The 21,159-nt window shown below is 39.1% G+C and carries 15 protein-coding genes and 2 pseudogenes; 12 read left to right on the top strand and 5 right to left on the bottom strand.

Features of this window, described 5'->3' with window-relative positions; translation table 11 throughout:
* The first annotated feature begins 1 nt into the window (after nucleotide 1).
* The gene (rimJ, locus tag ACFIK1_RS04570; RefSeq protein ID WP_375662192.1) at nucleotides 2–568 is read left to right on the top strand and encodes a ribosomal protein S5-alanine N-acetyltransferase; all 567 of its coding nucleotides are present in this window, start codon (nucleotides 2–4) and stop codon (nucleotides 566–568) included.
* 546 nt (nucleotides 569–1,114) lie between these two features.
* Here rimJ and ACFIK1_RS04575 read toward each other — a convergent pair.
* Nucleotides 1,115–1,375, bottom strand: a complete 261-nt coding sequence (locus ACFIK1_RS04575) for a DUF2312 domain-containing protein (protein ID WP_005774567.1) — start codon at nucleotides 1,373–1,375, stop codon at nucleotides 1,115–1,117.
* 262 nt (nucleotides 1,376–1,637) lie between these two features.
* On the opposite strand from ACFIK1_RS04575, the gene ACFIK1_RS04580 reads away from it, so the two are divergent.
* Together ACFIK1_RS04580 and pyk are read left to right on the top strand one after the other, a co-directional pair.
* Nucleotides 1,638–2,126 carry a DUF1036 domain-containing protein gene (locus ACFIK1_RS04580; RefSeq protein WP_375662193.1) on the top strand — a complete coding sequence of 163 codons (489 nt, stop codon included), beginning with the start codon at nucleotides 1,638–1,640 and terminating at the stop codon, nucleotides 2,124–2,126.
* Nucleotides 2,123–3,559: a pyruvate kinase gene (pyk, locus tag ACFIK1_RS04585; protein ID WP_375662194.1), complete on the top strand. Its 1,437-nt coding sequence runs from the start codon at nucleotides 2,123–2,125 to the stop codon at nucleotides 3,557–3,559. The genes ACFIK1_RS04580 and pyk overlap by 4 nt, the downstream gene beginning before the upstream one ends.
* A gap of 1,474 nt (nucleotides 3,560–5,033) precedes the next feature.
* Here pyk and ACFIK1_RS04590 read toward each other — a convergent pair.
* Together ACFIK1_RS04590 and ACFIK1_RS04595 are read right to left on the bottom strand one after the other, a co-directional pair.
* Nucleotides 5,034–5,417, bottom strand: a complete 384-nt coding sequence (locus ACFIK1_RS04590; protein ID WP_375636496.1) for a cell division protein ZapA — start codon at nucleotides 5,415–5,417, stop codon at nucleotides 5,034–5,036.
* A gap of 12 nt (nucleotides 5,418–5,429) precedes the next feature.
* The gene (locus ACFIK1_RS04595; protein WP_005774573.1) at nucleotides 5,430–5,705 is read right to left on the bottom strand and encodes a DUF4164 domain-containing protein; all 276 of its coding nucleotides are present in this window, start codon (nucleotides 5,703–5,705) and stop codon (nucleotides 5,430–5,432) included.
* A 334-nt stretch (nucleotides 5,706–6,039) separates the two neighbouring features.
* Between ACFIK1_RS04595 and tkt the strand changes: the two genes are divergently transcribed.
* From tkt to ACFIK1_RS04620, 5 genes are all read left to right on the top strand, one after another.
* Nucleotides 6,040–8,046: a transketolase gene (tkt, locus tag ACFIK1_RS04600; RefSeq protein ID WP_375662195.1), complete on the top strand. Its 2,007-nt coding sequence runs from the start codon at nucleotides 6,040–6,042 to the stop codon at nucleotides 8,044–8,046.
* A gap of 180 nt (nucleotides 8,047–8,226) precedes the next feature.
* The gene (gene gap / locus ACFIK1_RS04605) at nucleotides 8,227–9,234 is read left to right on the top strand and encodes a type I glyceraldehyde-3-phosphate dehydrogenase (protein ID WP_375617854.1); all 1,008 of its coding nucleotides are present in this window, start codon (nucleotides 8,227–8,229) and stop codon (nucleotides 9,232–9,234) included.
* A gap of 511 nt (nucleotides 9,235–9,745) precedes the next feature.
* Nucleotides 9,746–10,939: a phosphoglycerate kinase gene (locus ACFIK1_RS04610; RefSeq protein WP_375662201.1), complete on the top strand. Its 1,194-nt coding sequence runs from the start codon at nucleotides 9,746–9,748 to the stop codon at nucleotides 10,937–10,939.
* A 109-nt stretch (nucleotides 10,940–11,048) separates the two neighbouring features.
* Nucleotides 11,049–12,080: a class I fructose-bisphosphate aldolase gene (locus ACFIK1_RS04615; protein WP_375662196.1), complete on the top strand. Its 1,032-nt coding sequence runs from the start codon at nucleotides 11,049–11,051 to the stop codon at nucleotides 12,078–12,080.
* Between the two features lie 909 nt (nucleotides 12,081–12,989).
* On the top strand, nucleotides 12,990–13,175 hold the full coding sequence (locus ACFIK1_RS04620) for a hypothetical protein (protein WP_375662197.1): 186 nt from the start codon (nucleotides 12,990–12,992) through the stop codon (nucleotides 13,173–13,175).
* Nucleotides 13,176–15,152: 1,977 nt separating this feature from the next.
* Here the strand turns inward: ACFIK1_RS04620 and ACFIK1_RS04625 are convergent.
* Entirely contained in the window at nucleotides 15,153–16,943 is a 1,791-nt protein-coding gene (locus ACFIK1_RS04625; protein WP_375662198.1) for an ABC transporter transmembrane domain-containing protein, read from the bottom strand.
* A gap of 186 nt (nucleotides 16,944–17,129) precedes the next feature.
* Here ACFIK1_RS04625 and rpmE point away from each other — a divergent pair, with 186 nt between their 5' ends.
* From rpmE to ACFIK1_RS04645, 4 genes and pseudogenes are all read left to right on the top strand, one after another.
* On the top strand, nucleotides 17,130–17,351 hold the full coding sequence (rpmE, locus tag ACFIK1_RS04630; RefSeq protein ID WP_005774581.1) for a 50S ribosomal protein L31: 222 nt from the start codon (nucleotides 17,130–17,132) through the stop codon (nucleotides 17,349–17,351).
* A 346-nt stretch (nucleotides 17,352–17,697) separates the two neighbouring features.
* Nucleotides 17,698–17,934 carry a hypothetical protein gene (locus tag ACFIK1_RS04635; protein ID WP_375655045.1) on the top strand — a complete coding sequence of 79 codons (237 nt, stop codon included), beginning with the start codon at nucleotides 17,698–17,700 and terminating at the stop codon, nucleotides 17,932–17,934.
* Nucleotides 17,935–18,054: 120 nt separating this feature from the next.
* Nucleotides 18,055–18,301: pseudogene (locus ACFIK1_RS04640) on the top strand (ABC transporter); the annotation flags it as partial.
* Between the two features lie 1,233 nt (nucleotides 18,302–19,534).
* Nucleotides 19,535–20,554 (top strand): hypothetical protein, encoded by a 1,020-nt coding sequence (locus ACFIK1_RS04645; protein ID WP_375662199.1) that lies wholly within the window; start codon nucleotides 19,535–19,537, stop codon nucleotides 20,552–20,554.
* Between the two features lie 487 nt (nucleotides 20,555–21,041).
* Here ACFIK1_RS04645 and ACFIK1_RS04650 read toward each other — a convergent pair.
* A pseudogene (locus ACFIK1_RS04650) lies at nucleotides 21,042–21,159 on the bottom strand (inositol monophosphatase); the annotation flags it as partial.

Genomic DNA, 21,159 nt, shown 5'->3' on the forward strand with positions numbered 1-21,159 from the left:
AATGATAGCAATTAAAACAAAGCGAACAATTTCTACATTGATCGGTTTAGAAGATGCAGCTGAACTGTCTTCTTATTCCCTCCGTAATGCGAATCATCTGCGTCCTTTTGAACCTGTTAGATCTGATGGTTACCACAGCCTAACAGCTTGGGAAACACGAGCCAATGCATTTGCTTGTGAAAGTGCAAAGGGACAAGCATACCGATATGCTGTACGATTAAAAAATGAAAACACAATTACTGGTGTTGTGAATTTTACAAATGTGGTTCGGGGTGTTTTTCAAGCCTGTCATCTTGGTTTTTCTCTTGATGAAAAACAACAAGGTAAAGGTCTTATGTTTGAGAGTTTATCGGCTCTAATACGCCATATCTTTCATGTTTATCATCTGCATAGAGTGATGGCAAATTATAGACCTGAGAACATAAAAAGCGAACGTTTATTAAAACGCCTTCATTTTGAAAAAGAAGGCTATGCCAAAGACTATTTGATGATTTCTGGAAAATGGAGAGATCACATTCTAACCTCTCGAATCAATGATCTTTATGAGTCCGTTAATAGATTCGAATAAAGTTTTGTTAAGGGTCTTTTTATCAAATGTGTAAATATGCTGCACTTTTCCTTATCCTAAAAGATAAAGATCCTTAACCACCTCTTCTTTTGTAAACAGTTCAGACTCTCGTTTAGCGGATTTCAACTGCTGACCGCTTTCATATGTTTCTTTTCGTAGATAATGAATTGATTTATCATCATAATTCATTTTGTTCAATTTGAAGAGAGTCCTCAATATCGGAAGACTTTCTCATTTCAAATTTATTGATGTTTAATCATAAAAACACCTCTCTTGCACATCACAAACTGGGTTGGCATAGGTTGGCATACAAGTGAGGGTTTATGTGGATAAAAATGATTGAAGAACAAGAATAAAAATTCTCTGTATAAATCCTTTTAAATGTGAGGGCTGTTGCAATATTGTGTATTCTGTGATCGATAGTCTCGTTACAAGTTACACAAACGGCTTATTGTTTGGGTGAAATTTTTATACATTCATTTGTTTTTTGCCATTTGTTTTTTGTATTTTCTTTTCTTAAGAAAATTTCCAATGTTATCAATGGTTTTAATTCATACCAAGCGCATTTTTATAAAGTTCAATGATTGCTTCTTCTTCCATTCTTTCATGCTCTTCTTTTTTACGCAGCCGTATAATGCTTCGAACAGCTTTACTATCAAAACCAGAGCCTTTAAGTTCAGTGTAAACGTCTTTAATATCATCAGAAATGGTTTTTTTCTCTTCTTCTAGTCGTTCAATACGTTCGATAAAAGAGCGTAATTGGTTTACGGATATAGCGTGTGTTTGATCGGTTACTGTATCGTTCATTGTATTTTTCTCCAAGTTATATATTTTAAGTTGTTTTTCGACGACGAATTTATGTTAAAAAAGCTTGAAAACAAAAAGTAAATCAAGCTACACAGCTTTTTTACAAATTGACTTTAAATATTTTGTAAAATTTTTAAGATATATGCATTGATAAAAGGGCTATAAAAAGAAAAATATAAAAATATACGTTTTAGATTTGAAAAGCTTTAAAAAAAGAAATGTGTAATTTGTTTTGAGAATTTGGCATTATAGAGGAAGTTTTGTGATTTTAAAAAAACGATATTGGGTGTTTCAGAAAGGATTTAAGGTTTTTTTCTTGAGCATTTTGCTCTTGTTTCCCCTTGTTGTTTTTGCAAAAGCTGATTTTAGGGTTTGTAATACAACCCAACAGTCTGTAGGGGTTGCTCTTGGATATCGTACATTTTCAGGGTGGGTGAGCGAAGGCTGGTGGACGGTACCCGTGACGGAGTGTAAAACCTTAATTGAGGGGCCTCTTGCTTCACGGTTTTATTATTTTTATGCGGAAGGGGCACAAAAAAAAGGGAACTGGGCAGGCTCTGTAACCATGTGTGTGCAAGATAGCCAATTTACCATTCAAGGGGTTCATGATTGTTTCCCTCGAGGATATCAAAAGGCTGAATTTAAAGAAATCGATACCGGAAATCAAACCAGTTGGATGATCCAGTTGACGGATGAGTCCTTGTTAAACAATTCTGTTGTCCCTTCTCTTTCAGGAAATTCTCCACCGTGAAACGTGCACGTAAAGTGAAAATTATTGCGACTCTTGGTCCTTCTTCTTTTTCTAGTGAAATGATTGAGAAGCTTTTTAGGGCAGGAGCAGACGTTTTTCGTCTTAATATGAGCCATACTGATCGTGATATGATGGGTGATTTGGTTAAGTCTATACGAGAAGTTGAAAAAACAGTTCGGCGACCCATTGGTATTTTAGTGGATCTTCAGGGGCCAAAACTGCGTGTGGGTCGTTTTACTAAGGGTAAAGAAGATTTGCGTGTTGGGCAAAGCTTTACGTTAGATAATCGCGATGTTCTTGGTGATTCACAGCGTGTTTTTTTTCCTCATGAGGATGTATTTTCGGCTGTTAAACCAGGGGATCGGTTGTTGATTGATGATGGAAAACTGGAATTGCGTGCGCAAGTTTGTGATGGTCATTCTGTACAGTGTTGCGTGGTTGCTGGAACCCGTATTTCTGATCGAAAAGGTGTCAGTTTTCCCGATACAATTTTGCCTTTTGATTCGATGACGTCAAAAGATAAGGAGGATCTTCAGGCTCTTTTACAGCAGCCTGTTGACTGGGTTGCTCTGTCTTTTATTCAACGTCCAGAAGATATTATAGCGGTGCGTCAGTTGACGAAAAGCAAGGTGTCTTTGATGGCTAAAATCGAAAAGCCTCAAGCCTTGGAGCATATAGAGAAAATTATTGAGGTATCCGATGGTATTATGATTGCACGGGGTGATCTCGGAGTGGAAATGCCTTTGGAAAAGGTCCCTGCACTTCAGATGGAGCTCATAAAAGCTTGTCGTTTAGCAGGAAAGCCTGTTGTGGTGGCAACACAGATGCTTGAATCAATGATTACATCTCCTGTTCCGACACGCGCAGAAGTGTCGGATGTTGCTACAGCAGTTTATGCAGGAACAGATGCGGTGATGTTGTCTGCTGAATCTGCTTCTGGTCGCTATCCTGAAGAAGCTGTGCTTATGATGGATCGAATCGCGCGGCAAATCGAACAAGATCATACTTATGCCGCTCAGGTTGGGGCACAACATCCAGCACCAGAATCAACAGGAACGGATGCGATTTCTCTTGCTGCGCGTCAGATTGCTGAAACACTTGCACTATCCGCTATCGTTGCCTATACGGCTTCAGGAACAACGGGGGTGCGCGCCTCTCGTGAACGCCCTAATAGACCCATTATTGCTTTATCGCCCATTGTGGAAACAGCACGGCGTTTGGCTTTAGTTTGGGGGCTTCATTGTGTGGTCACGCAAGATGCACGGAGTTTAGAGGATATGGTTGATCGTGCAGCAGCCATTGCATTTCAGGAAGGTTTTTGCAAAGGGGGAGATCGCTTCCTTGTGACAGCTGGTGTTCCCCTTGGAACGCCGGGTGCGACAAATCTCTTGCGTATTGCTTCTGTCTCTCAAGATGGAACGAAAGGGATTTGAGCCGTTTACGCATGGTGTTTTTTTATGCGCCTTTGAACAGGCTTTAAAAACAACGGGTGTGCGCTTCTTGTGAATGCCTCCATAGACCCATTATTCTTTTATCTCCTATCGTAAGATAGCAAGGTGTTGCATTAGGTCGTCCAGTTTGGGGATGGGAGCAGATGCGGTGATGTTGTCTGTTGATTTTGTTTTAGTTCTGAGGAAGCTGCTTTTACGGAAGGCATTTAATGGGAGCCCCTCCTTTTATTTCATTGAAGCATATTGGGGATGCTTTATTGATGTTTATACGAGAAAGATGTTCATTGATAATGAGAGTTCATTCTTTTGCTTTTTGAATGAGAGCCTTGAAATTTGTCTCATTTTAAACTTTTGCAAACAGAATTGAATAAAGTTAAAATTATGTGCCTAAAAAATCGTACTGGTATGTTATGAGAAAAAGTGATGGGTGAATGTGTTTTTAAAATATGCTTTGTCGGAGCATTTGCAACATGTTGATTTATAATGATAATTTATCGTTATTAAACTTGAATTAGAACCCCGAATTCCGTAAGATTCTCTTAAATTTATTTATGTTTTGTTAATCATAACTCTTTGCTTGTACGTCATAAGCGGGTGGGACATGTGGGTAAAAACTGTACAAAAATGCCTCTTATGAATCGTTTTACGAGCCAAGGGGGCTATCGTAATATTGAGGGCTGACTATAATGATGATACCGACTTGCTCTTTCTTTTATTAAGCTTGGAGATTTTGAGGGGTGGGGAGAGAAATATGGATTATTTGTTATAAGGATAAAAATAGCGGTAGAGGATGTTTTCAAGAGCTATTATTGTTGTTTATAATGTTTGAGGTTGTATGAGATTAACATACTCTTCGGGTTTGACTTTTTTCTTGCTCTAAAGGATGAAAATACTTAATTCACGCTGGTTTATAAATGATACGGTTCTTTTCGGTGGGTTTCATCGGATGGACATCTCAGGTGCAAAGACTCCATGGTGCTTATAGTATCAAATAGCGGTGTTTTACAGTATAATAGATAAGGTTATTTTTTAATATATATTGAATCTGCTTGATATTATCTAGGGGAAAGAATTTTTTGGCATGCATTCATAGGGAACATGAATATAGCTCTTTTTTTCGAAGGGTGCTTTATTTGTTTGTTGCTGTTGTCATTTATATGATTTTTTTACAATGATGTTGGTTTTGTTATCTTATTGCGCGGTTAAAAGACATCTCATTTGAAATGTGGTGATATAAGGCAGCTTCCTTGATATAGGAAGTGTTTGTGCGGAGGTGAAATATTCAGGGTAGGGCTTTCTCGTTGAGGTTTAAGTTAATCCCATAAGTCGTGAGTAGCTGGAATCCTTCCTATAAAAAACCAGACTGTTTACACATTGGTGTGGGTTTAAGAATTTTTATCCTGTGAGATGTGGCGGACAAGTCAAACCTCTGGTTTATTACGCGCTGATGTACTTTTTAGAAATCTTCCTGTTCTTGTTCTTGAATGTTTGTGCAGTTTTGATCATCTTTGAGCAATTGGTTGGTGAGATTTTCAATGCGTTGTGTGGTGTCACGCATAATTTTCCCCATGGTGCGGTCTCTTTCGTTGTGGAGTCGTAAAAGAGTATTGTAGTCTTCTTGTAATTTTTTATTTTCTCGTTTTATTTCTTCCATTTCATCGATAATCATTATGCCAGCCATAACCGATAAACGATGGTCGCCAATTTCACCAAAATTGTTCTTTAAATGTGTGATATATTGATCCAATTGAGCAGCAAGCGCAATAAGACGACGTTCTTGTCCTTTGTCACAAGCCATGCGATAAACTTTACCATCAATGGTAACGGAAACAGTTTCCATACATTCAAACCTTTATCTATCAATGACAACACGAATTGTTTCCATTGCTTTAATAAGACGTTTGGAAACTTCTTTGTTTACGGACTCTAAGCGTTCAATTTGGGCTTCAGCTTTGTCAAGCGCTTGGGCAAGATGGCTGCGGTCAGCATTCATTCGTTGGATTTCTTCTTCCCATTCGTTATTTTTATCAATAACGGCATTGCGGTTTATTATGGTGATCTCTAAAGTTCTAAGTGCCTTTTCTAGGTGCTCTAAAGCATCTTGTAGAACTGTAGTCTCTTGGTTCATTGCCTTTATCCTTTGGGTAATTGTATCCTTTATCAATGTGTTATGCAAAAACGAATCACTTTCACTCTTGTGTTGTGTGCATTTTATTTTTAAGTATGTAGGATATTTTAGCAAGCAAAGCAGGGGATAGATATAAATTAAAAGCTGGATTTTTTGCGCGTATTGGCATAAATGACATGGATATACAGGATGCGTGAGGGGAATGTTATTAATATTATTGAAGTGGTGGCAAAAAGTCTCACGCTAATGGTTAGAAAATAGTATTTCTTGAGAATTTTAAGAGAATACGGAAAAAGCAACAGAATAACGTATTTAACGAAATGGTCGATTATTCATGACAAACACCCACCAACAGAATCAGATGGCCAATGCTATCCGTTTTCTTGCTATTGATGCGATTGAAAAAGCAAATTCTGGTCATCCGGGCTTGCCAATGGGAGCAGCCGATATTGCTACGGTTCTTTATACAAGATTCCTTGCTCATGACCCCAAAAAACCTCGCTGGCCTAACCGTGATCGTTTTGTGTTATCAGCAGGACATGGGTCTATGTTGCTTTATGCTCTCTTGTATCTTTCTGGTTATGAGGATCTCTCTCTTGAAGATCTCAAAAATTTTCGCCAATTAGGAGCAAAGCTTGCTGGGCATCCAGAATATGGGCATGTGGCAGGAATCGAAACAACGACTGGTCCTCTTGGACAAGGGTTGGCTAATGCCGTGGGGATGGCTCTTGGAGAGCGTTTGCAAAATGCCCGTTTTGGTGATCTCATCAATCATTACACTTATGCGTTGGTGGGCGATGGATGCCTTATGGAAGGGATATCTCAAGAAGCGATTTCCCTTGCTGGTCATTTGAAACTCAATAAGCTTATTGTGTTGTGGGACGATAATAATATTTCTATCGATGGAGAGATTTCCCTTGCTGACAGTACAGATCAGATTGCGCGTTTTAAGGCATCTGGTTGGGAGACACATAAAGTCAATGGGCATGATCAAGCAGCAATTGCGCGGGCTATTGAGGCGGCACAAAATTCCGATAAACCAACTTTGATTGCTTGTAAAACAACAATTGGTTTTGGAGCACCCAATAAAGCGGGTACCAATAAAGTTCACGGAGCCCCTTTGGGCGCACGAGAAATCACTGAAACCCGTATCGCGTTAGGGTGGGATGCTGAGCCTTTCGTTATTCCAGCCGATATTCTCGATAATTGGCGCTTGGCTAGTCTCAATGCTGCTAAAAAACGCCAAAAATGGGAAGAAAAATTTGCTGATCTTCCTGTCTCAGAGCGTGTGGAGTTCGAAAGATTGATGCGGGGTGATCTCGTGGGCGGATTTGATGGCGCTATTGATACTTATAAACAAAAACTCGTTGAAGAGCGCCCTGTTGTTGCTACGCGTAAAGCTTCGGAAATGGCTCTTGAAGTGATTAATGAAGTCGTTACTGAAACTATTGGTGGTTCGGCTGATTTAACCGGATCTAATAATACAAAAAGCAGCCAGATGAAAAGTATCTCTGCTGAAGATTTTTCAGGGCGCTATCTGCATTATGGAATTCGCGAACATGCAATGGGAGCTGTGATGAATGGTCTTGCCCTTTATGGCGGCTTTATTCCTTATGGGGGAACCTTTTTATGCTTTTCTGACTATATGCGTCCTGCTATGCGTTTGTCTTCTCTCATGGGGTTGCGGGTGATTTATGTCATGACTCATGATTCTATTGGTCTTGGTGAGGATGGTCCGACCCATCAACCCGTGGAGCATTTGGCTTGCCTGCGTGCAATGCCTAATCATTTTGTGTTCCGTCCTGCCGATGCTATGGAGACAGTCGAGTGTTGGCAATTGGCTTTGAAAGCACGCGGGACACCTTCTACCTTGGCTTTGAGTCGACAAAATCTACCGCTTTTGCGTCAGGAGTATGAAGAAGAAAATCTCTGTATGCTTGGTGCTTATGAATTCCTAACAGCTAGCGATGATGCACAAGTGACGCTGTTTGCTTCTGGTTCAGAATTGCAAATTGCAGTGGAGGCACATGCGGTGTTAGAAGAAAAAGGCATCCCAACGCGTGTGGTTTCTGTGCCTTGTTTTGAACTTTTTTCTCAACAATCTCTCTCCTATCAGCGTGCTCTCATTGGAGATGCACCGATTAAAGTTGCCATTGAAGCTGCCGTCGCCCAAGGATGGGACCGTTTTATTGGCTGTGATGGTGTGTTTATTGGTATGGAGGGCTTTGGGGCAAGTGGAACAATTGATGCCCTTTATGCGCATTTTGGTATTACTTGGGAAAATGTCGTTGCCACCGTTGAAAAAGAGCTGGAAAAGATCAAAGAAGAAAAGACAAAGTGACAGCTTGTGTTGTCATGAATGGGGTGGTTTTAGGGCATCATATTTTGTGCATTATTGTGGATAAGTGAGTGAGTGATCAAGATATTGACAATGTGGGAATTAATGATTTGGGATTGGTGAAATACCCATTTATTGTGTTTTAAATGTTGTGCTTAAAAAATTTATGAGGAAACATGTGAAATGACAGTTCGTGTTGCAATTAATGGGTTTGGTCGTATTGGTCGCAATATTTTACGTGCACTTGTGGAAAGTGGACGACAAGATATTGAAGTGGTTGCAATTAATGATTTGGGATCGGTGGAAACAAATGCCCATTTATTACGCTATGATTCAGTTCATGGGCGTTTTCCTGGTATCGTTAAGGTGATAGGGGATGCTATTGATGTGGGAGGTGGTTTAATAAAGGTATGCGCAGAGCGTGATCCTGCTCAATTGCCTTGGAAAGATTTGGATATCGATATTGCTTTGGAATGTACGGGTATTTTTACTGCGCGTGATAAAGCAAGTGCTCATTTAGATGCGGGGGCAAAGCGTGTTCTTATTTCTGCGCCTTCTGAAGGAGCAGATCTTACGGTCGTCTATGGGGTTAATCATCAATCTTTAAGCAGCGAGCATCGCGTTGTTTCAAATGCTTCTTGTACAACCAATTGTTTGGCGCCTGTTGCACAAGTTTTACACAACACAGTGGGCATTGAAAAGGGCTTTATGACAACAATCCATTCTTATACGGGTGATCAACCTGTGTTGGATACAATGCATCGGGACCTTTATCGTGCACGTGCGGCAGCTCTTTCTATGATTCCTACCTCAACAGGAGCGGCAAAAGCTGTGGGATTGGTCTTGCCAGAATTAAAGGGATTGCTTGATGGTGTATCGATTCGTGTTCCAACCCCTAATGTTTCTGTGGTTGATTTGACATTTATCGCTAAGCGTTCCACAACAATCGAAGAAATTAATACAGCCATTGCTATTGCTGCACAAGGTCCTTTGAAGGGCATTTTGGATTATACAGAAGAGAAACTTGTGAGTTGTGATTTTAATCATAATCCTCATTCAGCTATTTTCCACAATGATCAAACCAAAGTGATTGATGGTAAGCTCTGTCGCGTTCTGGTTTGGTATGATAATGAATGGGGCTTTTCTAACCGTATGAGTGATACGGCAGTGGCTTTTGCTAAGACAATATAAGAGGACCTCAGGGTCCTCTTTTTATAGGGAAAAGTCTCATTTTTGTGCAATTTTGAGAAAAACAGATAGAGGCTGTTGTTCTCATGCGCTAGAGAGAAGAGGCTATTGAAACATTGATGATGTATTTTGTTTTAATACTGGGTCAATACGTGGTTTTAAAAGATGAATGAAAGAGTAAACTTTGAAAAAGTAAGATCTGAACGAGATACCTTTTGAGAAAATGTTAGGAAACAGGAGATGTAAACTCTTTTGCCTAGAAGTAAAAGGAAGCTTTAATAGAGATCAAATTGAGCCAATGCATTTGTTTGCCACAATGGAATATGAAGATTAAGAGCAATGGTGGGCTTTTGTACATTTGACGATAAAAGCTTTGGCTTTTCAAACAAAGGGTGAGAGATAGGCTGTCGTGGATCTCTTGTAAAAGCAAAGAGGGGATAAGTGGAAAGAAAAGTGGGCAGGGTTGTTGGATGCGTTTTTATTTGAAACAATGGAAAGTGAAGAGGAAGCAGTGATGGGGTTTCGTACACTTGATGATGTTGATGTCACTGGAAAACGTGTTCTTGTGCGGGTGGATTTTAATGTGCCAATGGCGCAGGGTAAGGTCTGTGATACGACACGCTTAGAGCGGCATAAAGAGACACTCGTTGAGCTGCAAAAGTGTGGTGCTAAACTTATTCTGCTTTCTCATTGTGGTCGCCCCAAAGGAAAGGTAGAGCAAGAGTTTTCACTCCGTCCTGTTGTGCAAGTGTTGGAAAAGATCATTAATCAGCCGGTTGCTTTTGCTCCGGACTGTATCGGTTCGGCGGTGCAGGTTGCAGTTGAGTCATTACAAAATGGTGGTGTTTTACTGCTTGAAAATGTTCGTTTTTATGCTGGTGAAGAAAAGAATGATTGTTCTTTTGCAGAAGCTTTGGCTCATAATGGAGATCTCTATGTTAATGATGCTTTTTCAGTTTCTCATCGTGCCCATGCTTCGGTGGAGGGAATAACGCATTTGTTGCCTTCTTATGCAGGACGCTCTTTGCAAGGTGAATTGCAGGCATTAGAAAAAGGACTTGGCAATCCAGCACGTCCTGTGGTTGCCCTTGTGGGAGGAGCAAAGGTTTCTAGTAAGCTTTTTGTGCTCAATCATTTGGTGGAAAAAGTTGACTCCTTAATTATTGGTGGGGGGATGGCTAACAGTTTTTTAGCAGCGCAAGGTATCCATGTAGGGAAATCACTGTGTGAACATGCATTGATGGAAACGATAAAAAAAATCATTAAAAAAGCGCAAGAGTGTCACTGTACGCTTTTGCTCCCTCAGGATGCTGTCGTTGGATTTCGTTTTGAAAAAGATGCACCGCATCGTCTTTATGACATTGAAGATATTCCACAAGATGGCATGATATTGGATATTGGGACGCGCTCTATTGCGCATATCAATGCTGCGATAGATGAAGCTGCTACTCTTGTGTGGAATGGACCCCTTGGTGTTTTTGAGATGCCTCCCTTTGATAAGGGAACCATTGCCGTTGCACGCCATGCAGCAGAACGTAGTTTGACGGGAAAGTTGGTTTCAATTGCGGGAGGGGGCGATACGGTTTTTGCCCTTAATCATGCCGGTGTTGCCAATGATTTTACTTATCTTTCGACTGCTGGAGGAGCTTTTTTGGAATGGATGGAAGGTAAGGTTCTTCCTGGTATTCTTTCCCTTATGCAGGCTTAAAGGGCTTCTTTGGAGGGGAAGGTTAAAGAAAAACTATACGATCGTGTAGAGTGTTTTGATAGTGTTGCGCATTTTTAGAAATTAAGACAAAATAAAGAGGAATTTTTTTATGAATGAACGGCTTGAAGATATTGCACTTGCTTTGGTGCATGCGGGTAAAGGTATTTTGGCGGCAGATGAAAGTACGGCGACCATTGGAAAGCGTTTTGAAAGCATTGGTGTTGAATCCAATGAAGATAAGCGCCGTGCTTATCGTGAAATGCTTTTTAGTACAAAAGAAGCGATGGAAAACGCCATCTCTGGGGTTATTTTATTTGATGAAACCATTCGGCAAAAAGCATCAACTGGGAAAATGTTGACGGATCTTATTCGGGATTCAGGCGCTTTGCCAGGGATTAAAGTTGATACCGGTGCAAAGCCCTTGGCTGCTTTTCCCCAAGAAACAATTACCGAAGGGTTGGATGGTCTTCGTGAGCGGCTAAAAGATTATTATGCTTTGGGAGCACGTTTTGCTAAATGGCGTGCGGTAATTGCTATTGATGAATACACTTTGCCAACAAGAGGCGCCATAAGACAAAATGCACAAGCTCTTGCACGCTATGCTGCCTTATGTCAGGAGTTCAATATTGTGCCCATTGTTGAGCCGGAAGTGTTGATGGATGGATCATCGTGTGGGCATTCAATTACACGCTGCTTTGAGGTGACACGCACTGTTTTGCAGGCTGTCTTTAAAGAATTGTTTGAAGCTCGTGTTCTTTTGGAGGGGATGATTTTAAAGCCCAATATGGTGATTGATGGAAAGGATGCTCGCAAGGCTTCTGTTGAAGAAGTTGCTGAAAAGACCGTCCAAGTGCTTAAACAGACTGTTCCTGCCGCTGTTCCCGGAATTGCTTTTCTTTCTGGAGGACAGTCCGATCAGGAAGCAACAGCGCATTTATCTGCCATGAATTCTTTGGGCGTATTGCCTTGGAAATTGACCTTTTCCTATGGACGCGCATTGCAAGCAGCAGCCTTAAAAGCATGGGCTGGAAAAGATGAAAATATTGCTGTTGCACAGAAGGCCTTTCGTCATCGGGCTCGGATGAACCATCTTGCGGCCTTGGGACAATGGACAAAAGAACAAGAAAAAGCGTGCGATTGAAGCACAAGCTCTGTTCTTAAATGCGGGGAGATTTTTCATATTTCTGCGTGATTTTTGGTGCCCTCATCATGATAAAAATGGCGGGGGCATTTTAGGCTTAAAAGCTTTTTCAGAGAGTTTTTTCCTTGGACCTTTTAAAAGCCTTTAATGGGTGCTATCGAGAGATAAGATTGCGGGAGAGGTGCAATTTCGAGAAGGGGAGATAATGCTAGGAAATTTGTGAATGCACAGCACTTTAGTATGGTGTCGTTCATGAGGTGGTACTTGCTTTTTGCGTGAAAATCATAAAGGTCATACTGTATTGAAGAGTTTGATATTGTGATATTTTTTCTTTTTCATGTTATCATTACTTGTCATCAGCAGAATTTATTTGATTGCAGTTTTAAAGGTGGATTAAGCGGGTAGATTAGAGAGTTGCGATTTCTGAGCGGATTAGAATACAGCTTATGAAGCTTTTCTGCGTCAGGATAGCTTCCTCTTCAATGGGGGTAGTTTTTCTATTGGCGAACGAATTGAATAACTCTTGCGAAAGAAAATAGATTTGCACCTCAATAAAACACCTATTTTTTCGTTAAAATGGATAAATTTTTCTTGTATTTTTTGATGATATAATTACAAATGTCTAACTTCATAGCATCTTGGCTTAAAACGGGGGGAGTTGTGGACGGTATATCTTCTAAAAATAACAGTATATCTTCTAAGAATACAAGCATCAAAAGAAAAAATCGATACGCAGAACAGAGCTTTTCTGCAATTATGATGCGAAAATTGTGCAATATGGTGCGTGGGGTATTCGAAGGGATCTTTACAGTATTTACTTTCATAATTTTTATTATCTTGCTCAACATACGTGGGCCGGTTCATACCGCATTAAAAGTCTTTGGGTCGGTGAGTGGAATAGGGTGCTTTTTGTTTTTTTTCGGATATCTCATAGAACGCCGCGAAGCAGCAGATGAAGCCGCTATATCGTACGCATTATTCTTAACAATTCTTGAAGGCGTTTCTTCTATTTGCTGCCTGTCTGCTAGTTGGGGTTACGACGCTCTCTTATTCCGTTTAGCACCTCCTGGGTATGTTCTTATTCTCCCTGAATAAATAGAGTGCACTTCGTTTGCATATAAATCAAAATGAGAGGCTGTCTGCCTCTCAAATTCTTAATAATTGCTCTCCAAAATAATGACATCAGATCCGCTTTTAATGAAGGGACTAACAAGCTTTGGGTCCTTAAGCCTCAAGGCAACCCTTTACAAGTTGCGCCTATCGGCATCCTTGACCTTAAGATACCCAAACGGCTTATGAACAAACTCTCTTATTAAGCCACATCATCTTTTATTCTTCTCATGCGGTTCTGAAATCATGATATAAAGGGCAAGCTTCTCATCGTGCCTAAATGGTAACTTATCGTGTGTTAAATGGAAAAATGAGAAAAAGCATCTTTATGCAATATAATCCAATTATGATTTATTGATTTAAACATAAAGGGTTTAAAGCCTTCTACAAGACTGATACGATAAAAGGGGGGAAGTTGCCTATTCTTAGAAACTAAGGCGTGTTTTAGGTGCTCTTGATATAGCTATCTCACCAAATGGTTTTGAAGACTTATCCTTTTAGCTCTATTTATTAAAAGGTCATTTTGAGGGGGCTTGGCTAATGAATGTAAAGGAAAATTAGCATGTAATATTTCGCTTTTCTGGTATAGATGCTGAATGAGTTAATTATCTAGAGGATCACTGAAGAGGGAGCGCTAAAAAATGATGAAAATCCTCCGTACTTCGGTGAATTCGTGGTTGAAGATATAATCGTAGAACTTGGCTTATCTGTTCCTGAAACAGTTGAATGGTTTGAAATGGTTAGGGTGTCAGTTCTGCATATGCTTGGCTCGCTATACAAAAAAATTATGATTTAGTGCAAGCTTTTAAACATAAATACCCTAAAGATATATCTTCTTTGTATATGTTCTTATCATCGTTAATGTGCCTTCTTAAAGCATGATAGGGGGTGCTATAAAGTTGAGGGCTGTAAAATATATGGGGCTTGGAGGGGGTGAGAAGATGGTGTTCAATCGAAGTACTCTATCCTTATTTTTATGGGCTATGCCTGAAAGAGAGAGCTGGAGAGACAATTTATGAGCAAAGAGAACGGTGTTTCGAGGTTGCGGTGTCTGCAAGAGCAGAACAGTGATCGTGGTGATATTTACAAACAATAAATTTGATAAAATTTTACAATTTTGCCAAAAGCCGGTTTATTATAAAAGCTGTTGCTCATGAGCTCTCACAAAGTTATAAGAAGCCCAAAAGTGCTAAAAAGTCTTTGCTCTTTTTCAATAAGACGGATCTGTAAACAATATTCAAAAAGTGTTCGTGTTTTTGAAAGAGAATAAAAGGATACTCTTGCAATAGAGAAGTGTATTTGTGAATTACAATTTGTCATGATTTTCGGTAAACACTATTGTTTAGAGCGGTGAGAGAGGGCAAATTTTTAATATTCAGTTTTTTAAAGAGTGTGGTCAGTCTTTAGGATAGAGCTTGTGTCCCTAGAACCCTATCAAGTGTGAGCCGCATAAGGGTCTCAAGCAAGCGAGCACCTATTATACTTTTTGCCAGCGTATACTCTTTTGTCAGCGCCCCAATGTTTTGACAGCCCTTAGAACGTAAAGGGGCAAGAGAGGTATTTTATTCCTTTCTTGTACCGTTTCACTTCACACGCCAACTCTGCTTGTGATGAGCAAGCAAGAGATTTTGTTTGACTTACTATGAGGGTTTGATATGAGAAAATCCTATGGTATTTATGATCTTTCATGAAAAACAATGAATTATCCTTATAAATCACCGTTATGGCGCTGTTATGAAGAGAACTCCTTGCTCATCTTAATAGTCCATAGAGATTAACTTGGTATCATTTTACATTCTGTACACAGAAGTGTCTTTATAAAAATGCTCTATCTTGCGCAGAAAAAAGAAAAACATCTCAATGCTTGCCTTTCTTTTTTCCATGAGAGATTTAAATTGATAAGCCTGTCTGAAAAGAGTACTGTTTATGCCTTTAAAGATACGGCTCTTGTATCATGATCACTTACTCAGGTGAAAATTGGAGTTTTGCGAGGTAAGCGTAAACGCCATTTTTTGCCACAAGTTCAGCATGCGTTCCTTCTTCAACAAGGGCGCCTTTATCCATCACAAGAATACGATCTGCTTTTAAAATTGTTGCTAAACGATGTGCAATGACCAAGGTTGTACGATTTTGCATCAATCCTTCTAAAGCGTCTTGCACCAACTTTTCACTGTTTGCATCCAAAGCCGATGTTGCTTCATCAAGCAGCAAGAGGGGTGCATTTCTTAAAATTGCCCGCGCAATACCAATGCGTTGTTTTTGTCCCCCAGAAAGCATGGTACCGCGTTCTCCTACTTGCGTATTCAAGCCATCTGGTAAAGCTTGAATAAATTCAAGTGCATTAGCCGCTTTAGCGGCAACAAGGATTTCCTCTTCATGGGTATTTTCAGTTCCAAAAATAATATTATCACGCAATGTTCCATCAAAAATGGCGACATCTTGTGGAACATAGGAAATTGCACTGCGTAAATCTTGTAAAGAAAGGCGATTAATTTCCATGCCATCCAACCGAATTGTTCCACTTATTGGATCATAAAAACGAAGGATCAAAGAAAAAATACTGCTTTTTCCTGCTCCGGAAGCCCCAACAAAAGCAACCGTTTCGCCTGCTTTTACAGAAAATGAAAGCGAGCGTAAAACTTTCTCTTGTGGTCTAGAAGGATAGGTAAAATCAACGTGATCAAAAACAAGTTCACCTCGAACAGGTTGCTCTAATGATAAAGCATTTTTAGGAGCTACAATAGTAGGTTGTTCTTGTAACAATTCGGCAAGCCGTTCAGCAGCGCCTGCTGCTTGGATTAATTCTGCTCCCAATTCCGATAATTGCGCAAAAGTAGAAGCTCCAAAAACCGCATAAAGGACAAATTGCCCTAAGGTTCCCCCTGTCATTGTTCCATTCAAAACATCACGCGATCCAATCCATAAAACAGCAACCACACTGCTAAAAACCAAAAAAATTGCAAACCCCGTAAAAAAGGAGCGCAGGATCACAGAAGCACGTGCTGTTTGAAAAGCACGTTCTATCAATTGTGAAAAACGTATTGTAACGAGTTTTTCAGCGGTAAAAGCTTGCACAGTGCGAATAGCACTTACCTGCTCTGTAGCAACAGCATTGGCATCTGCGAGACGATCTTGCGCCGAGCGGGTACGAGAGCGAACTTTACGTCCAAAGACTACCAAGGGAATGGCCACAACAGGAATAGCCGCTAAAACCAACAAAGACAATTTAGCATTGGTGATCAGCATCATTACGACGGCTCCGATCACGATAATCAGCTGACGCAAGGCGGTAGAGGCGGTAGAGCCCACAGCTAATTTTATTTGTGTGGTATCTGTTAGAAGCCTTGAAACAATCTCTCCTGAATGTGACCGATCAAAAAAAGCAGGAGAAAGTTTCATAATATGGACAAACACATCACGCCGTAAATCGGCAACAATCCGTTCTCCTAAGGTGATAACACAGTAATAACGGGCTGCTGAAGCAAATGCGAGAAACAAGGCTAAGATAAACAAAATTCCAAAGTAAAAATTGATATGTCCATGGCTTGAAGTAGAAAACCCATGATCAAACATTTGGCGGATAGCCACAGGCAAAGCTAATGTGACTAGAGCAGCAACAGATAAAGCTAGAAAAGCAAAGATAAACAACCAACGATAGCGCAAAAGATAAGGAACAAAAATTGCAAGCGAAGAGAATGAAGATTTCTTAGGGGAAGACTTTGTCGATTTTTCTGAACGAGAACGTAATGTCATAAAATTTTGCTCACTGTATTGGATTTGTAACACTTGATACAATGATGTATCTTGAACACTTGTTTTTTGATGCGTGCTCAGTTATAGGAATAAATACTTTAATCAATGTATCAAAAAGACAAAGGAAGTGCACTTAAAAAAACAAATAAGTGCTATTTCATTCTATAAACGCAAAAGGTTTGACGCATGAAAGCGAATATTCACCCCAATTATCATAAAATTACCGTTGTTATGACGGATGGAACCCAATATACGACGCGCTCTACTTGGGGAAAAGAAGGAGATACTCTTAATCTAGATATTGATCCAAGAACGCATCCGGCATGGACAGGTGGCTCCCAAACACTCGTAGATCGCGGTGGTCGTCTTTCTAAATTCAAAAATCGTTTTGGTAATATTGGCATGTAAAAGCCTCCTTTTTATGGGGTACAAAGGTTTTAAACAAATCGATTGCAAATGGATGGATTTTTTATCCTATCAAAGAGTGCACTTTAAATATTAATTCAAAAACGCATCCGACATAAACAGATGGGTCTTAAACACTTATAAATCATTGTGGTTGCGTTTTTTAAATTCAAAAATCATTTTGAAATATACGCATAAATCCTTTCTTTCCTAGAGTATAAAGACTTGAAATAAAATAATTGCAAACTTTTCTTCTTTTTTTGGAACTGAACATATCCATGGAGAGGAAGTATTTTCCGCTTTTAAAGCTGCCAATGCATTTGAATTTATTCAAGCTTTACCAGATGGCTTGGATACGCAAGTAGGGGAACGTGGTACCATGCTTTCTGGGGGGCAAAAACAACGCATTGGTATTGCACTGGCGATTTTAAGAAATGCAGCCCTCTTGTTGCAAGCCGGCACCGTCATTATATTTGCCAACTCGTGGATGTTGCTACAGCCCTTGGCACTTGAGATAATTTATTATAGGCATTTTAAGTCCTTTCTTAATAGTTTTTTTATTCACGCGAGCTCTCCCCACTTGTAAAGTGCAAAAGGCATGGTTTTGATTGGTTCACCATGGAACATGGTTTGAAATGAGAGAATCCTACGGTATTCGGGATACTCATTCAACATATAAAACAATGAATTATTATTATAAATCAAAATGTTGCTACTTGATGAAGTAACATTTGCTTTAGATTCAAACAGTGAAAAGTTGGTGCAAGATACCTTAGAAGGATTGATGCAAAATCCTAAATCCTGGTCATTGCACATCGTTTGGCAACAATTTTAAAAGCTAATCGTATTCTCGTGATAGATAAAGGCGCTTTTGTGGAAGAAGGAACACACAACTCATTATAAAAAATAATGTTTATGCGCATTTGGCTAAACTGCAATTCTCATCTGAGTAAGTGATCTTGATACAAGAGCAGTATCTTTAAGGGCATAAACAGCACTCTTTTCAAACAGGCTTAGCAATTTGAAACTCTCATGGAAAAAAGAAAGGCAAGCATTGAGATGTTTTTCTTTTTTAACGGGCTGTTCTTTTTTTGCCTGAGATGAAGTATTTTTATAAAGACACTTCTGTGTACAGAATATAAAATAATACCCAGTTAAATCGCTATGGACTATTAAGATGAGCAAGGAGTTCTCTTCATAACAGCACTGTCACGTTGATTTATAAGGATAATTCATTGTTTTATATGAGAGAACATGAATACCATAGGATTTTCTCATGCCAAATGTAGTTATATTAAATCAATCAAAACTATGTCTCTTGTATGTGGCAAGCAGAGAGAGCCCACGTGAATAAAACACTTTAGAAAGAATAAGTCCACCTCATGAAGCGTCTCAAGTTTTAGGGGCTGTAGTAACATTAGGGGTTAGGAAAGTGTATGATGATGTCGCTTTACTAAAAAAGAGCCGATAAATGAGTAGAAAGACGCTTTTTATCAATTTTACAAAACAAGGTAAGCACGCAGCCATGTTTTGCTGTTTGGTTGAGTTAAGGTTTTTATTACTTTGGAAATCAATATTTCATGGATCATGCATTTTGAGGGCTTATAAGGTTTTTCTTTAAAGTACATAAATCACTAAAACAGCACTATTAAATACAAATTGTTTTATTTTTGCCAACAAAAATATCTATATTTTGTGCATTGTTTTTATTAAAATATAATATGTAGTGATTTTCAAATCAGATATACACATAATGATACAACATCGAGAAATCGATAAAAGAGCTGCGTTAAATGTTGGTGAGAATAAAAGAGAGCAAGAATGGAAGAAGACATAAAATGGGCAATAGCTTTCATAATAGCTACAATTAAGGTCATTTGGAAATGAGGGAAAGAATGTGGGAGTGTGAGATTCGGCGTTATGATTTTCTGCATCATATTGATGGGGAAGTCGTGGTATTTGGGATACTCAGTAGATTTTTGTTTGGGTTTGCAATGATAGTGTGTTGTGGGGGAAGCTTAATGCTTGCATTGGCAATTTATCAGAACAAGCATTTAACTAAACAACTTGAGCAAAAAGAGTAAGAGTGCGCTGAACATAAAGATATTATTGCACAAGGGGAACAGAGGCTTTTTGCAAAAACTCAAAAAGTATCGCAAGAATGGTTGAAACAATGGGATGAGGGAGTGAAACAGTGGGAAAGAGACGTACTGGGGATAAAAAATCCTAGGGAAGATATGAAATTCAGTGGAGATCGGCTTCCATTGGTAAAGGATATTTGTGTTCGAGGGGATCACAAAGTGCGTTTATTGTACAAGCAAGCACTTGGAAAAAAACTTACTTATGAACATTACAAAAAAATATGTAGTCTCTTGGATACCTCGTATTTTAGGAAATTTTTTGTAAAAGCAGTGCGATTAATGAGAAAGAATGGAATAACTCTGCAAAAGTTTGTAGATCCTCTTACGAACAAAAAACGGATTCAACCTACGATGTTATTACTTCATTGGTGGTTATATGTTCTTGATGATATGATTATAGCTGAATGTAAACAGCACCAAAAGGAAAACTCTACAGGGGAGGATAAAAAGAAAAAATTTACAGATACTTTGTGGGACAACATATCTATAAGTACAGAACATGAAGAGATAGAGGAAATGCTAAAGCTTTCGGAATCTTGGTCTGGTGAGTGTATTTTATTATTATATTGTAAAAAGAAAGTGTTGTTGTTGTTGTGTGATTTTTCCAGTCATTATGAAGTGGCGAGAGAAACTTTCATTTACTATAAGAAGCTTATTAAAACAGTGAAAAAAGGCTATGTTGCCTTTGATAATGGTTGCCATTCTGTCACAGTTAGAGATGTAATCAATACTTGTAAAGAGAATGACACAAATAGAGCAAAAAATCTTTCCATTGTTGAAGGGAATCCAACATTTGAAAAAATTTATAAATTAGGAGCCAGAGAATGGATAAAAGCGGCAAATGAGAAATGCGATAACCGGTTGATCTTTTGGGAGAAGCTTGTTGAGGAAAAAAAGTTAAAAGAAAAATTAAAAGTTATTTTTGGGGATAAGAAGGTAAAGGCACTGAAAGAGGCTGTTGAAAAAGATAAAGAACAGCTTGCAAGTGAAATGCAGAAAGCAATTTTGGAAAACAAAGACTTTCATTATTATAAATGTCGTCGGCATTTGATAAACTATTTGTAAAACGGTTGAATAAAGGGGTAGAGAACAGCCCTATGAATCAGTGGTTTTTCTGAAATCTCTGCTATTATGCAGTGGTGGAAAAGACGTGAAAACTCTTAAACATATGCGGCAGCTTTTATGAGAGAGGAGAGTTTTTTCGATCAATGGATAGCGCACTGTAAAGAGCATATATTGAGAGAGGGAATGGATTGTGTTCTTGCTTTGGGTGCGATAATTGCTTTTTGGGGCGTTTGGTTATGATGGGATTTGTGTTTATTGCCTTTTGCAGTTTGTTTGCAGGGGAATTTGAATAACAGAAACGTCAATAAGGTAAGCTATTGGGGATTGCTTTTGTGGGGGCTTATAGCAAGTACATTTTTTGTTCGTGGTGATGTTTTTTGTCACTATCTAATCAGTTATTTCCTATCGTTTTCTGTAAAGAAAATTAAAAACTCTTTCTTTATGTGTTTGTTTAAGGTTCTAAAGGTTTTGTAAAAAACTGTAAGAGTTAAATACCTTTTTTGAAGTTTTTTTTATAGTTTAATGCGAATATGTTCATTGCCGGCAATGATATTTTTTTTGCGAAATATATCGCTGCCGCCTTCTTTATCGGTGACAAAACCACC

Origin of the sequence: Bartonella sp. OC16QHHD, from assembly GCF_042194035.1 — a bacterium.
Classification (GTDB): Bacteria; Pseudomonadota; Alphaproteobacteria; order Rhizobiales; family Rhizobiaceae; genus Bartonella.

Bases quoted from the DNA above. Each gene is read 5' to 3' on its own strand.
- gap (WP_375617854.1), top strand. From the start codon at position 8,227: ATGACAGTTCGTGTTGCAATTAATGGGTTTGGTCGTATTGGTCGCAAT.
- tkt (WP_375662195.1), top strand. From the start codon at position 6,040: ATGACAAACACCCACCAACAGAATCAGATGGCCAATGCTATCCGTTTT.
- ACFIK1_RS04575 (WP_005774567.1), bottom strand. From the start codon at position 1,375: ATGAACGATACAGTAACCGATCAAACACACGCTATATCCGTAAACCAA.
- rpmE (WP_005774581.1), top strand. From the start codon at position 17,130: ATGAAAGCGAATATTCACCCCAATTATCATAAAATTACCGTTGTTATG.
- ACFIK1_RS04595 (WP_005774573.1), bottom strand. From the start codon at position 5,705: ATGAACCAAGAGACTACAGTTCTACAAGATGCTTTAGAGCACCTAGAA.
- ACFIK1_RS04590 (WP_375636496.1), bottom strand. From the start codon at position 5,417: ATGGAAACTGTTTCCGTTACCATTGATGGTAAAGTTTATCGCATGGCT.
- rimJ (WP_375662192.1), top strand. From the start codon at position 2: ATGATAGCAATTAAAACAAAGCGAACAATTTCTACATTGATCGGTTTA.
- ACFIK1_RS04615 (WP_375662196.1), top strand. From the start codon at position 11,049: ATGAATGAACGGCTTGAAGATATTGCACTTGCTTTGGTGCATGCGGGT.
- ACFIK1_RS04610 (WP_375662201.1), top strand. From the start codon at position 9,746: ATGGGGTTTCGTACACTTGATGATGTTGATGTCACTGGAAAACGTGTT.
- ACFIK1_RS04625 (WP_375662198.1), bottom strand. From the start codon at position 16,943: ATGACATTACGTTCTCGTTCAGAAAAATCGACAAAGTCTTCCCCTAAG.